11 protein-coding genes and 1 pseudogene are annotated in these 14,679 nt (G+C 46.7%); 4 read left to right on the forward strand and 8 right to left on the reverse strand.

Translation table 11 applies throughout. The features are described 5' to 3' along the window. Positions 1-127 precede the first annotated feature (127 nt). From H3H32_RS02575 to H3H32_RS02600, 6 genes and pseudogenes are all read right to left on the reverse strand, one after another. Positions 128-1,273: a cellulase family glycosylhydrolase gene (locus tag H3H32_RS02575; protein WP_182461118.1), complete on the reverse strand. Its 1,146-nt coding sequence runs from the start codon at positions 1,271-1,273 to the stop codon at positions 128-130. A gap of 58 nt (positions 1,274-1,331) precedes the next feature. Continuing rightward, positions 1,332-2,382 (reverse strand): annotated as a pseudogene (locus H3H32_RS02580) (glycoside hydrolase family 43 protein). Positions 2,383-2,469: 87 nt separating this feature from the next. Continuing rightward, positions 2,470-2,955 carry a Fur family transcriptional regulator gene (locus tag H3H32_RS02585; RefSeq protein ID WP_182461119.1) on the reverse strand — a complete coding sequence of 162 codons (486 nt, stop codon included), beginning with the start codon at positions 2,953-2,955 and terminating at the stop codon, positions 2,470-2,472. Between the two features lie 251 nt (positions 2,956-3,206). Then, positions 3,207-3,545 (reverse strand): DUF6686 family protein, encoded by a 339-nt coding sequence (locus tag H3H32_RS02590; protein WP_182461120.1) that lies wholly within the window; start codon positions 3,543-3,545, stop codon positions 3,207-3,209. 23 nt (positions 3,546-3,568) lie between these two features. Continuing rightward, positions 3,569-3,910, reverse strand: coding sequence for a DUF6686 family protein (locus H3H32_RS02595; protein WP_182461121.1), 342 nt, complete (start codon positions 3,908-3,910; stop codon positions 3,569-3,571). Positions 3,911-4,275: 365 nt separating this feature from the next. Then, a complete protein-coding gene (locus H3H32_RS02600; RefSeq protein ID WP_182461122.1) occupies positions 4,276-8,955 on the reverse strand; it encodes a translocation/assembly module TamB domain-containing protein in 4,680 nt (1,559 codons plus the stop codon). 132 nt (positions 8,956-9,087) lie between these two features. Between H3H32_RS02600 and tsaD the strand changes: the two genes are divergently transcribed. The 4 genes from tsaD to H3H32_RS02620 all read left to right on the forward strand — a co-directional run bounded on the left by tsaD (position 9,088) and on the right by H3H32_RS02620 (position 12,431). Beyond that, complete coding sequence (tsaD, locus tag H3H32_RS02605) at positions 9,088-10,086, forward strand: tRNA (adenosine(37)-N6)-threonylcarbamoyltransferase complex transferase subunit TsaD (protein WP_182461123.1); 999 nt, start codon at positions 9,088-9,090, stop codon at positions 10,084-10,086. Between the two features lie 130 nt (positions 10,087-10,216). After that, positions 10,217-11,089 carry an MOSC domain-containing protein gene (locus tag H3H32_RS02610; protein WP_182461124.1) on the forward strand — a complete coding sequence of 291 codons (873 nt, stop codon included), beginning with the start codon at positions 10,217-10,219 and terminating at the stop codon, positions 11,087-11,089. Positions 11,090-11,145: 56 nt separating this feature from the next. After that, a complete protein-coding gene (locus tag H3H32_RS02615; protein WP_182461125.1) occupies positions 11,146-11,988 on the forward strand; it encodes a UbiA prenyltransferase family protein in 843 nt (280 codons plus the stop codon). Between the two features lie 128 nt (positions 11,989-12,116). Further along, positions 12,117-12,431 (forward strand): hypothetical protein, encoded by a 315-nt coding sequence (locus H3H32_RS02620; protein WP_182461126.1) that lies wholly within the window; start codon positions 12,117-12,119, stop codon positions 12,429-12,431. Between the two features lie 66 nt (positions 12,432-12,497). Here H3H32_RS02620 and H3H32_RS02625 read toward each other — a convergent pair whose 3' ends face one another. Beyond that, the gene (locus tag H3H32_RS02625) at positions 12,498-13,502 is read right to left on the reverse strand and encodes an IS701 family transposase (RefSeq protein WP_182458304.1); all 1,005 of its coding nucleotides are present in this window, start codon (positions 13,500-13,502) and stop codon (positions 12,498-12,500) included. A 115-nt stretch (positions 13,503-13,617) separates the two neighbouring features. Beyond that, the gene (locus H3H32_RS02630; protein ID WP_182461127.1) at positions 13,618-14,589 is read right to left on the reverse strand and encodes an alpha/beta fold hydrolase; all 972 of its coding nucleotides are present in this window, start codon (positions 14,587-14,589) and stop codon (positions 13,618-13,620) included. Positions 14,590-14,679 lie beyond the last annotated feature (90 nt).

The following is a 14,679-nucleotide window of genomic DNA, read 5'->3' on the forward strand; positions in this document are numbered from 1 at the left end:
TCGTGGCACAAAAGTAGAGGTTTAAGCTATTCCATGCAAGAGCCGATTGAAAAAAAACGTAATCTTTCGTGAGGTATTTTGGTTAGCGTCTGGTAATCAGAAGGTTTATTTTTGATATTTTTTTCAATTATTTTCCTGTAGCCTGTTTAATGGCCGCAACTTCGGCGGGGTCAACAGGTGTGCCGTCTTGCTTAAATACTTCATGGAACCAGATAGCGGGTTCGCGACCATTTACATAAGGCTTCTGCCAACTATCCCAGGGTAGAAACGTTTGGGTTTTGCCCGCTACAAATCCCCAATTAATCATACCGACTTTGGCCTTCTTGGCAATGGGTAGGTGAGTTTGGAATTTACTGTTAACACCCCGCGCCATATACTCTGTACAAATAACTGGGCGACCAAAGGTTTTCAGCGCCGGAATTACTTTTTTCAGATCCTCGGGTTTCGAGTACTGATGGAAGGTGATGATATCAGAGTTCTCGAACTGCACTTTTTCCATAGGCGACCATTTGGCTGAGTTTTGCCAATCTTCAGGGCTGCGATAAATCCAGACACCTGAGGTAAGGGGTTGCGTTGCGCCCGCTTCACGCGCCCATTGGAAAACGTGTGGTAAGAGGTTCGTGATGATGGCTATTTTCCGGTCTTTGGGTACTTCAGTTTTGATGGTGAAATTCTGACCATAGCTGTTATCGTTCGCATTATCCGGTTCGTTCCATAAGTCCCAGGCTAAAATACGTTTATCATTTTTGAAGGCACCCACTACACCCTTCACATAGGTTGCCAGGCGTGGATATTGTGATACATCGGTCAGGGCTGCTGCACCGGGGCTTTGTACCCAGCCTGAGTTGTGAATGCCAGGCGTAGGTTCATGCTGTTTGCCGAGCTTTGGGTTTGGGTCCCAGCAAGAATCGAACAGCACCAGCATAGGGCGAATTTTATGTTTAGCGCATAAGCTCAAAAACTGGTCGAGCCGCTTGGTGAAACCAGCGGGATCTTTCCAGAGTAAATCGTGCAGAAACACCCGCATAGTGTTCATGCCAATGTTTTCGGCCATCGCCAGTTCTTTATCAATCGTTGCCGGGTCGAAACTGTCGGCCTGAAACATTTCCAGTTCGTTAATGGCATTGGCAGGGGCATAGTTGGCGCCAACCAGAAATGGTTCTTTCGCATACCAGGCATTGGCTTTCGCTGCCGGCCAGCGTCCGTTACCGCCTTGTTGGGCTATCGAAAAGGTGGAAACAAAAAGAAGTACTAAAAACGATAATCGCTTCATGATAAATTGATTAGAATTATTGGGTTACTATGTGGTTTCTGGGTATTACAACGCTTAATTACTCGGATGGAACTGGCAAAGGTTTATTCGCAACTGGTTTGCCAAAATTAGGAGAACCATCGGAATTCCAGGTAAAAGGCTGAATGTGGGGAGCACGTTTGTTGCCACAACCATCGCTGGCCGAGGGGTTGGCATGGTAAATCATCCAATCCTGCTTGCCATCGACCGACTTAAAGAACCCGCCATGGCCTGGAGACCACACACCATTTTCGGGCGATTGTGTGAATACTGGATTTTTACTTTTTGTCCAGTTTTTTTTGTCAAGTAAGTCGCCTTTACCCGTATAAGTCAGCAGGCCCAGACAATAGTCGAGCCAGCAGGCATTAGCCGAATAGACAATGAAGAGTTTTTTCCCGTGGCGAAGAAACTCCGGGGCCTTCGTTTACATAAATTTTGGGTACTTCGCCATTCTTCTGCCAGGCTTGTGGCACATCGCCATGTTGCTCCCAGGGCAGGTCGGGCTGCGAGATTTTCACACGGTCACTGTCCAACGTCCAGGGATTTTTAAGGCGGGCAATATAAATATCCTGACGTCCATTCGTGGGCCCTTCCCAGCCCGACCAGGTCGCGTAGAGCTGCCCATTATAGTTGAGGACAGACATATCAATTTCCCAGTGATCACCTTTATCGCCAATTTTCCCTTTCATTGTCCATTCGCCCTGCATAGGATCGGGAGAAGGGTTTTCAATTACCCAGACGCGGTGCGACAAATTATTGAGCGAATCGGCGGAGAAATAGATGTACCATTTTCCGTTGAAGGAGTGGATTTCGGGTGCCCACAATTCTCTTGAATAGGGTTTGCCGGTTGGCGGAGTGTAAATAATTTTGCTTTCGGCGTTGGCCAGATCAGCTATGTTGCGGGTTTTCCAGAGCGTTAGATTCTGACCGGTTGTATTCATATAGTAGTACCAGCCATCTTTTTGGAGAACCCAGGGGTCAGGACCCGAATTTTTGATCGGATTGGTAAACGTGCGCTGAGCCAGTACTTGTTGAGTTGCACTCAGATAGAAAATAAAACCAAGCAGGCTGACCCAAAGCCAGCCTTTCATGTACGCAGGAGTCATGACAAAGAGATGGTAGTTGCTAGGTAAAGACTCAAATCGATGTTTTTACCCCTGCTTCTCCTCTAAATCAATCTACTTTGACTCATCGGCTGGCTTAGTTTGGCAGCCATCACCTGCACACTGGCCGTAAAATACCAGTGAATGCGACTGTACATTAAATTGAAGTAAGTTGCCTACGTTCGTTTCGATCAGATGTAAGCGAGGGTCGCAGAATTCCTGTACCCGATGGCAAACTACACAAACCAGGTGAGCGTGTTGCCGCCTGCCCAGCGATTTCTCATAGCGGCTTTTAACGTTATCTTCATCGCCAAACTGGTGGCGTATAACCAACCCGCACTCAACCAATACATCCAGTGTATTATAAACCGTTGCCCGACTAACCGGATACGATTTCTGGTGCATGGCCTGGTATAATTCTTCGGCATCGAAATGATCGTTGCGGGAATAGACTTCGTCTAATATGGCAAAACGTTCCGAAGACCGACGTAAGCCTTTTGCCAAAAGTGATTCTTCCAGTTTGGCCCGAGCCGTGGCGAGCAATGAATTTGTGTCTGGCATATGTGGTGTCTGTTATCAGAAAGGAACTGGTCAATGGCCAGTTCCTTTACTATCCTACTAACCTATGTATGAAATTGAGAGTCCTTAAAGAGTTTTAGTATCTAGGCAACTTTAGATTCTATTGATCCTCTGGATGCTATTTCTGCCATTCAGTGTGATAGAATCTTATAAGCAGCTATGGGTAATATCTAGCCATCGAATTGTAAATACGCTTCTTGATTAACCCATTGATCACTCATCCATTTTGCTGACTATTTTTTTTCGGTGGGTACGCGTAATAGTTGATCTACTTCCATCAGTATACTAGCCTCATCCATCATTTGAATCAGCTCATCCAATTCAGTATCCGAGAAGAGCATGAAGTAATTTGGCATCGGGGTTTTTAGGAGCCACGATTTGTCGTGTGTGGTGAAAAAAGGGCGCATAGCTGTTCGCTCGGCCATTACTTCCCGATAACAGGCAAACTCTGACTCCGATAGAATAAATAGCGAATTTTTGTAGGCTACATTATATGATTGACAGCCCGTGCAATAACCAATGTAGCCGTTTTCCTGCTGGATCAAATTCCGTAGCTGATGCTGATGTTCCATGCCTGATTGTGTCGAGGGGCTATTTAATTCGATTGAATTTTTAGTAGTTGATGAAGATTCATGCGTCGTAACGCCTGTATTAGACCAGTCCGAAAACGACCAAAGTCTATTTTAGACAGGCTAAATTGAATGTCGGGATGACCCGTATTGACAATCAGATAAGGCTGTCCATTGGTCATAAGCGTGCAGCATTGCTCAAAATCTACCGTCTCAATTGTCTTGCATAACGCAATAAACTCCTCCTGTTTAAATCCCAGCAACAAATTGTTGAAGGTCAATCCAATTCGCTGACAGTGCTGGCACTGCGCTATACAGAAATCAGCCTGATCGATTAAGAGAATGGGTTTGCAGGTAGGTGTAGCCATGAGCAGGATTTTAGCGTAGCATGATCTGATTAAAGTAGTGCCTGTGGCCGGTTGTTACTGAATCGTGTGTTGCAACGCAATACATACTACCGACACACAGGGCTTAAGATGGGTCAAGGGTTTAGGATAGCGCTTAGGCTGATAAGTAGTTGTGGAATTATTTATTTAGACTAATTTTAAACAAACATAATTTAGTAATCCTATCGACGCAAGGATTTGGAGGAGAAGTTTACCAGAATTTTTACGAACAAAAGCTAAGTAATTGATAATCTGTCAGTTTTGTCGAGATCGGTAGCTGCCAGAGAAAATGTGTACTAGCCTGATGGAAGATCGTTTAGACGAGCACGATTCTTAGCTTATCTAACCTACAACGAATTTCGGGTAGCATTTAGCAGCGTGCTGGGGCCGGGTGTTGGGGGAGTAGGTTCGTCGGCAGGTGTTGTAGGTTGCACGCCAGGAGTAGGGCGCTTCGTACCGAAGATGTGATTGAAGGAACGGGTATATAGCAAGCTGACACCCCCGCCAGTTGTGATCGTGCTGGTTAGGTTGTACTGGCTCAAAATACTTTGCTGGTTGCGGTTATATACTTTGGCCCGTAGGTGACCATCAGGGGTAATAAAATATTCCAGTGTCCATTCGCCGAGTAAACTGGCTGCATTATACTGGCTCTGGCCATACGTAAAACCACCATCGCGGCTAATGCGTAGCCGATCGTTCAGCAGCCGATACGAAAACCGGAGTTGCAGGTTATTGAGCAGGTTTTCGTTCTGCGTACCACTCGTAAAACCACCAAACGAGACACCCACGTCCAGATTCTCGTTAAGATTGGAGGCAAGGCGGCTAATCTGGTTAGAAAGAAGCTCGCTAACGCTATTGGCTACCCCAGTGTTTACCTGGCCCTGATCGAACAAACTAGTGCCTTCCGATAATAACTGATTGAACAGCAAGACGCTACTTACCTGCCGGGTTAGCTCCTGATCATTACTCTGAAGCCGGGATTCAAAAGCGGTGACGGCCTGACGGAAATCGGAAGAAGAAGGATATTCTTTAATATCCAGATCGTAGCTAATAGCGGGACTGCCCAGTTCGCCAGTGAGTTTAATGACCAGATCGACCGGGTACCGACGGGTCTGATCAGCGGTTGCTTTTTGCGTGGCCAGCAGGGGTGCCAACGAGGTATATTGGGTGTAAGCGGCCGTTACATCCAAAAGAGCACCATAAGGATCACCAGTCCAGGTAATACGGCTGTTGGGGCGTATCTGGAAGCGTTTATTAATGATATTCTGAAACGTAAAGGTGTAATCTCCTTTCTGGATTTCGTAGTTGCCAGTCATGGTGAAATCCCCCTTGGTGTCGACTTTCATCGCTATCCTACCTTGACCATACGCTTTGATAATGTCGCCTGTTTGACGATCAAGCTGAATTTCGCAGTACGCATCGGGCGTGATGTCGAAGTTGAAATCCATCTGAATACGCGACAGATCGATTTCACTTTCTGACGAATTACCCGTGTGAGCGGCTGTTTCGCTAGTGGGTTTGCCCGTGCTCAGATTGACAAACCGAATCTGATCGTCGGCAGCTACCGTTGTGGCTCCGTCGAGCGGAATATAGATTCGGGTGCCTTTGTTACTCGTTACATTGGCCCGGATTGTCAGGTTATCGGTTGGGCCAGACAGCTCGGCTTTACCCGTTACAACGGCCTGTCCATAGAACGCGTCGTTGTCTTTAGCGACCGTGTTCATGATTTTGAAATTCTTGAAATCGGCATCGAACCCTAACGTGAAATACCGGAATCCATCATGGTAAACCCCTCCGCGCAACAAGGCCGTATTTCCCTGGGGGTCACGCAAAGTCAGTTGCCGGGTAACGATTTCGTTTTCGCCGAAATAAATCTTGTCGTCGAAGGTGAAGTCGGCTTTCAGGTAATCAAATCGACCACGGCCACCCTGTATGGCTACCTCACCTTTCAGGATTGGCGTGGCTGGAGTTCCTTTAATATCGATGATGCCTTTGGCAATACCGCCAAGATTTGAGAAAAGCCCTGTCGTAAAGGGTTCCAAAAGGCTCAAATCGGCATTATTAACGCTCGCCTTGACGGCTAATGGGTTAGTTTTTAGTTGGGGAGTATAGGTTCCTAGGAGCGTAACGACATCGGCCCCGTTTCGATTGACGCTGGCATTAACGTTCAGACGCTGGGTTTGCTGATCCCACTCGCCTTGTCCGCGGACGTCGCCAATTAAGGAGTTCTGGTACGATAACGCTCTGACCGACATACCGCTTTCAATAATCGGCGTGTTGTAAATATTTCGAACGGCCAAAGAACCATTGAGCGTACCACCGAGGGTTGTTTTCAGGACAGAGTTCAACGATGACAGCAGAAAGTTCTGGGCTTCTACATCGAGATGTTCAAGCGAGTCAGGCGAAATTTTGCCCGATGCTTGAATCAACTGATTTTCGTTGAGCAAGGCCAAATTTCGAATCGTGTACTCATTGCCCACTTTCCGAATCAGGCTTTCAGGGTTTAGGACCCAATCGCCATCCAGAACGCGCACTTTTGACTGTCGGAATGTTAGATCGATAGCGTCTCCTTTAAATCGGAGTTCGCCGTTTAAGTCAGCCCGATTTATAGACCGTCCGCTGCTGTCTGCCTGCTCAATGTCGCTAGTAAAGTCAATATGATCAACATCCCAGGACGCTTCAATCTGAAGATTACGCGTAGGTAGGAGTGAGGTAAAAAATTGTCGTTTGGACGAAATTATGGCCGAGGCCAGCACGTCTTCACCATACGTAAATTTAGACGTCGTTAAGTCGAGGTCGCTCGGTCCAAAGCTAATAGCGCCAATTCGTAATGAATCGGTTTTAACGGTTCCAGTTAAAAATGAGGTATTGTCTTCCGTAAACCGACCTTCGATTCGGGTGGCGGGCGCTATGAAATCCGACGAACCCAGAAAAGCCAGCAAAGGCATACTGTTTTTGGTGATGATCTGGTAATCAACGCCATATCTTGTTGGTTGGTCGATTAATTTCCGCCCTAATGTGCGGGTTGCCAGCTTTCGTTTCTGTTCGTAATAAGCCTTCATACCAGCCGCATCACCTTTGAAATGGAGCAGGTATTCATGCACGAGCCGAGTCAGGTCGTCAATCGTTCGTTGGGGCTGAAAATTGCCTTGTAGTCGGCTTGTCAGGAAATCGGAGTCAAGGTCGAAATAGCGTTGAGTGCCGACCGAATCGGGCGAACCACTTGCCTTGTTTTCAATAGAGGATAGAAGTGTAAGTTTATCGACGTTAAGATTTCGCTTATTCAAACCGAGGGTGGCATTATTAAATACCGCTTTCCCAACAATATCATCCAGTTTATTACCTTCTAACTGGACGTCTAAGGCTGTTTTCACCGACAGCGAATCTGCTACATAACCCAGCGCCCGAAGATCGGCATGTTGAACGTTCCCACGAAGATCGTAGTGATTCTTGATGCTGCTTAACTTAAATTCTCCATCGAGGTCAAACGCCAGGTTTGGGTCATTGATGCGTAGTTGACCCTGAAAAAGCGCTTTTAGTAAGTTACCGCGTGCAGCTACATTCTGGTAAGCATATCCCTGCCAGACAAAGCGCCCAAACTTGCCATCGAAGTCGATTGTTGCCTGTTTTAGATCAGTGCCTTTACCCGTAATTCGGCCTTCGCCATCGATCTTCCCAAACTCATCGGGATCGTTAACCAGTTGACCCAGGTCAAGATTAATTGCCTTTAAATTTGCGGTATAGGTTGTTTGGGTAGCTTTAGTCGCCAGCTTAAGCGCCAGATCGCCCGTCACGCTGCCAATACTTGTCTGGAATGTCCCTTTGGTTTTAAAATCATCGAATGCCCCTACAAAAGTGGCATCGAAAGTGGCAGTGCCGAGTTTTTGGATGGTCTTGTTGAAGGATGAATCGGGGTAATACTGCCGAATATCGGCCATGTTGACCGTGGATGGCGTAAAGGCAAAATTGACCGTCGTTTTATCCATGTCGGGCAAACCTTTCCAGGCGATGTCACCAGCCAGTCGGCTTCGTCCGTTAAGACCAAAGCGTAGATCGGTATTACGAAGCCGGAAGTCGTTAACTGTACCCGTAAAGTTGGTCGTCAGTGTCCAGGTTTCGTGCAGATCGCGCAGATAATCAGAGAAATAGCCTAAATCGGATGACTGAACTTTGCTGTCACGAAACCGGGCTTGCATAAGAACCCGGCTGTTGAAATCGCTGAACGCCGATGGTTTATCGTAATGAAAAACCAACTCATTTCGGATAATGGAATTGCCAATATGAGCGTACAGTTGCCCTAATTCCATTTTAGTGTTGCAATACAAAAAGTGCGTATCTAACTGCCGAATTTTTATGCGAGAGTCCCGGTCAACGCCCGATAAACCTTTGGCATTGAAGGCAATCGTATCGCCTAAGACTAAAAAGTCACTGACTTCGGCGTTCAGGTGTTGAAGGCTGAAGTGATTATAGTCGAAGCTGTTTTTATTGTGCATAAACGGCTCGCGCGGATCTTCGAGCGTGTAGGCACCATCAACCAAATGAATATGGCCAACCGTAAACGGAACATTCTGATTCGGGATGCTCGGCTTGGTAGGATCGGAGGTGAGTTGTTCAATCCGGGCAATGAAATCATCGAGATTCGTATCGCCGTTCTTCAGATTTTTAATCATCTGAACATCAGGTCGATACAGCACTATCTCGTCTATGTGTATGTTATACGCCGACGAGTCGAGAAGATGTTGGAGATGATAATCTGCATCGAGCCGACCCACGCGAATCATTGGCCGCCCCTGATAGTCTTTAATCGTTAGTTTCTCGAGGGTTATCGAGTCGAACCATTTGATCGAAACCCCCTCAATATCAACAGGAAAGAGAAGTTTTGACGAAAGCCATTCTGCGCCTTTTTGAGCTAAGCGCGTTTGGACCGCCGGAATTTGCAGGCTCAACAAAATTCCCAACGACAATACTAATACCGTCAGAACGAGGTAGAGTAGGGTTTTAAGGAATATGGAGAAAAACTGACGCATCCAGTGCGGAAAGACCTAAGATACAATGAATAACGAAATGGAATGTAGTTTAGACTACTAACTGAGGGAACGGTTTAGTCACAACTTCCATTGTTTATTCTGGGAGAAATCATTATCCATTAGTTTTGTAAAGTGAATATTTTAGCCATTGAATCTTCCTGCGACGAAACCTCGGCGGCTGTTTTGGCCGATGGGCATATTCTGTCGAACGTAATTGCCACCCAGTTAATTCACGAACAATATGGGGGCGTTGTGCCCGAATTAGCCTCAAGGGCGCATCAGCAGCATATTTTGCCTGTGGTCGAGCGAGCATTAACTGACGCAAATTTACCGAAAAATGCGTTATCAGCCGTTGCTTTTACCCGCGGACCTGGCTTATTAGGGTCGTTATTGGTGGGGGCTTCGTTTGCCAAAGCGCTGGCTTTAGGGCTAAACATCCCGCTCATTGAAGTGAATCACATGCAGGCGCATGTACTGGCTCATTTTATTGAGAATCCTAAGCCTGCATTCCCGTTTTTGTGTCTGACCGTCAGCGGAGGGCATACCCAGATTGTTCGGGTGGATGGTCCACTCGACATGACCGTTATTGGCCAGACCATGGACGATGCCGTGGGTGAAGCGTTTGATAAATCGGCCAAGTTACTGGGCTTGCCGTATCCGGGTGGTCCGCTGATCGATAAGTATGCGAAAGAAGGGAACCCGCTAGCTTTTCGGTTTCCGATGGGCGAGATGCCGAATCTGGATTTCTCATTTAGTGGTATTAAAACGGCGATCATGTATTTTCTGCGGGATAACACAAAAAACAATCCTGCTTTTATTGCCGAAAATCTGGCAGATATTTGTGCCAGCATTCAGCATACGCTTATTCAAATGCTGCTGACCAAGCTCAAACGAGCCGTTCGCGAAACAGGAATTCGGGAAATTGCTATTGCGGGCGGTGTGTCGGCTAATAGTGGTTTGCGTACGGCGCTGACGCAACTTGGTGAAGCACAGGGTTGGAATGTGTACATTCCCCGATTTGAATATTGTACCGACAACGCGGCTATGATTGCCATGGCAGCCCAGTTTAAATATGAACAGGCAGAGTTTACGGCCCAAACCGTTAGCCCACTGCCGAGAATGAGTATGTAATAGGTGCAACTGGCGCGGGTATACACCCGTGTCTTTAATTTCGTCAGTATTCACTGACTTATGAATAGACAATAGGCCAGCGAATGCTGACAATATAAATAGGCACGAGTACAGACTCGCGCCAGCTATTATGACTATTTCTGAACTATACATCTACCCAATCAAATCGCTGAGCGGTATCTCCGTGTCGGAGGTTATTGTTGAAGAGAAAGGCTTTCGAAACGACCGTCGGTTCATGCTGGTTACGCCAGAAGGCGAGTTCATGACGCAGCGAACCTACCATCAGATGGCCCTGCTCGATGTGGCAATTCAGCAGTCCGACGTTTCGGATGAGGTGCTACGGGTTTGGCACCGACACAACCCTGATAACGTGCTTGAACTGCCGCTTACGGGAGGAAACTCAACCGAAACGATGCTGGTGAACATCTGGGATAGCAAAGACGTACTCGCCCAAACAGTTAGTGATGAAGCCGATCAATGGTTCTCGGCGGTTCTGGGAAATGCCTGCCGTTTAGTCTTTATGCCCGAAACCACGCAGCGGGCTGTTGATCCAAAATACGCCCTCGATAACGACATGGTTAGTTTTGCCGATGGGTATCCCTATCTGCTGATTAGCCAGGCGTCCCTCGATTGTCTTAACGATCGATTGCCCGAGCCAATGTCGATGCTTCGCTTTCGACCGAATGTGGTTGTGGAGGGAACTACACCTTATGAAGAAGACAGTTGGGCCGAATTCCGGATGGGCGATCTGGAGTTCTACGGCGTTAAGCCCTGTGCCCGTTGTGTGCTAACCACGATTGACCCAGAAACGGGAGAGAAGGGCAAAGAACCCCTGCGTACGCTAACGACCTATCGAAAATGGAATGCCAAAATCCTGTTCGGACAGAATGTACTAGCTAAATTAACGGGAAATCCTGTTTTAGGAACGTTACGTATTGGCCAGCTAACGGAGGTGTTACGTTATCAGGAGGCCTGGCTGGCTCCACCCGCGTTGAATGCATAACCATTCATGGTTATCTGTTGCTGAACGATAAAAATTACTCCTTTACGTTAAGTCCTTTGCTTGTCTATATTCGAAATCTTTACTATCTGAGTTTCCCGGTCATTATTGGGGCTGTACTATCGAATAAGATGGCGGCCCGATTGTCCGATGTTGACCCTATTCACTGGGCCACGCCCATTGTATTAGCCTTGGTGGTGTTTATTATTTATACCGTCGACCGTCTTCTCGATGTCCGGAAGGATGCTCTAAATTCGACCGGACAATCCTTAACCCCCCGTCATCAGTTTCATCGCAAATATGCTCCTATCCTGTGGCGGCTGGTCATTGGCAGCGCAGTGTTGGCGCTTGTTTTAACGTTTTTTTTGCCGAGTAGTGTCGTGAAATTTGGCATTGTACTAGGGGCTGTTTGCATTGCCTACGTCGGTGCCGTTTTTCGACTTCCTGCCTATCATCCGGCTTTGCTTTTAAAGGAGCCGCTTGTGGCAGCCTTGTATTCGGCTGGTATTTGGGGTAGTGTGTGGGTGCAACGACCAACCGTAAGTACTGCTGAAATCGTTGAGTGCCTGATGTTTACAGGCATTGCTTTTCAAAATCTTCTCCTGTTTGCGGTAATGGAGCAAGCTGAATCCCCGAATCGACCGATGTTTTCGTTAGCCAGTGAATGGGGGGCTAGCCGTTGTGATCTGATTTTACGTTGGCTTACGTTCGTGATTATTGGTACGGGCCTCGCCCTATGTTTCCTGGTCGAGGATCGATTTGCTCAACGTTCAGCATTAATGCTCGCGCTGATGAGTCTGACATTGTATGGCATTCAGCGTTATCCGGCTTATTTTCTCAAAAATGAACGCTACCGATGGCTGGGTGATGGCGTGTTCTGGATGCCAGCGTTGGTGCTATAAAAAAGGAAGAAGGAGGAGCGGCAAGAAAGGAAGTAATTCATTCATCTATCATTCATCTTCTTCTTGGGAAACGCGTTTTCCAACCTTCACCGTTCGATAAGGGTCTCCGGAGAAAAATCAATTTAGTTATGCGCACTTTGCTTCTACTACTAAGTTTGATTCTCTTGGATGGCTGTCAACTGCTTGAGCCAAAGGAAACTGCTGCTACTATTTACCGATATCGGGTTACAGCTTTATGTATGTGTTGTAGCAACTTAGCCGTTCGAATTGGCTCCGAAAGGTATCAGACACATAATGTGCCTGCGGCTTTTTTCCCCGACACACTACCAGCCAATGTAGACAGTTTAAAGGCCTGGATACGCTATAAGCAGGATGATAGTGAGTGTGGGCGTGCTATGAAGAATCTGATTGTCATTACATCTATGCGAGAAAGAAGCCAATAGCTATATTTTTGTGTGACCCCATCGGGGGCACACAGGTCATAGACGATTTTTTGATTAACTTAGGACTTACGCAAAGGCAACTGAAGGATTCGCCAACTCTTGACGAAGGTAAGCATCTAATAAGCCTTGTTTGAGTTGGTAAACCGTTTTCTTAGTCTGATAAGCCAACTGTTTAAAACGTAACCAAGTCAGAGCCGCTAAGCCAATGTGATTGCGTTGACTACGAGCTAATCGACATTGACAACATTCCAGACCCGTGATCTGCTTATCTTCTCGATGAAACTGCTCAATTGTCCAACGAATACCACTTTTTTCTTCAGCGGCACTCGTCTCATTTTGAGCTAAATCGTTGGTGACGATATAGTCCGTCCGGTGGGTAGACACCAGTACGCGGAACAGTTTAAGATAGGTGTTTTGAGGCATCTTGTGTACTTTAACCAGCTTACCCTGCTGCACCTGTTGAGCTGACCAGCTCAGATAGCTGACAGGTTGATACGATTCTTTGCCACCTGAATCATCGACCTTACGGTTGCTCTTGATAGGACAGTAAAACAGTTTTTCATTGGTAATGAGCCACTTGAAGAGGTCGGTCACAGCATACCAACTGTCCATTAAGACGATTCGATAACTGATCTGGCGGGGTGCTAGTTGGTTAAGCATGTCCAACACATGATCCAACTTGCTTTTTCCATCCTCATCGGGATTAAAAATACGGTAGTCAATGAGCCAGAACTGATTAATTTTAGGATTGAAGTAGACACAATTAACCACACCGATGCCTTTGATGATTCCATGAGCATTTCCACTGTATTGCCGACGAACCAGTTCAATTTTATGACTATGTTCTTTATTGAGCACGGTATCATCAAAGAGGATATAGCCATCGGTATCCAGTTGAATTTGGTGGCGGACATGTTGCCAGACCTGGCGAGGTGCCACTCGGCTAGCTTTGAGAAAGTACTGCACATTGTCATGGGTGATCCCTTCCAGGTGATCAGCCAAGTAGGTAGCCGTATAGTTGATCTGGCTACTCAGTAGAAACTGTCCGTAAAGTTGTGCGGTGACCTTCAAGCTATTTTTTATTTCAATTTACCACTTTTGCGTAAGTCCTATAACTATTGAATCGATGCGGCAACTACCTGAGATTCATGAAAAGATTAATGCTGGTATGACGTTTCTGCTTTAACTAAAGTCGAGTTGCGTCATCTACTTTCAACTTCACGGCCATCGCTTTTACTTTACTCGTTTCTTTTACGGCGCGCCGGTTTAGAATGTCGAGGATGATTTGTGTCATGTACTCGCGTTTATTGAACACGATGTCGTGGCGATTTTCGGGGAGTAAAAATTGCTTTACCTGCGCGTTGATCAAATGATGCTGCGCAAACGATACGTTGGTTGGATAGACCAATTCATCTCGCTGACCATGTAGCATGGTTATGTTTGCTCGAATTTTAGGCCAATCAGGCAAAATTGCTTCCAGCGCTTTCCGATGGGCTAGTTTTTCATCATTGGCCAATCGGAGAAGAGGAGGGACGCCCCAACGAATCAGCGGACTATCGGCGAAATAGCTGATCGGATAAGTCCGTTCCAGACCTGGCCCCAACGCCGAGGAAACAAACAAAACGTGATTGACTCGGTCAGGATTGTTCATCGCCAATCGCGCTGATACAGACCCGCCATAGGATGAGCCAACAATCATTAGATAAGGCGCTTTACGGTATCGATCAATGAGTGGTTGTAATAACTCAGCTTGTCGAATGATCGACGTTTCAACCCGTCCAAAATCAGAGAAGCCATAACCCGGCCGGTCCACAGCCACTAACTGAGCCCGATTGAGCAACAGGGTATCTTTGAAAAATTCCTTGAAAAATGACAGCGAGCTAGGCGCACCGTGCACAAACAAAACAACTGGTAAGGTCGAATCACCAGCAGGTGCGGGCGTCTCGATGAAACGAATCGTGCGGGATTGCTCGGAGGCATCAACACCACTAACCTGATAAGAATGAACGGTTGGGCGAATACGCTGCCCTTCAAATTCCTCGGCCAACTCTTCCGTTGTTTGCCGGGAATCAACAAACCAGGCTACTACAACGATACCAGCCGCTAAGACCAATAGCGTTAATAATGCCCAGCGAAGGATTTTTAAAAAGCGTTTCATTCCCGTGTAGTGTGGATAATTCTCCTGCAAATTAGTAGTCAAACTTCTCTATCCCTTTTTGATTGAAACTCAAAAAGGGATAGAGAAGTT

It is taken from the genome of Spirosoma foliorum (assembly GCF_014117325.1).
Classification (GTDB): domain Bacteria; phylum Bacteroidota; class Bacteroidia; order Cytophagales; family Spirosomataceae; genus Spirosoma; species Spirosoma foliorum.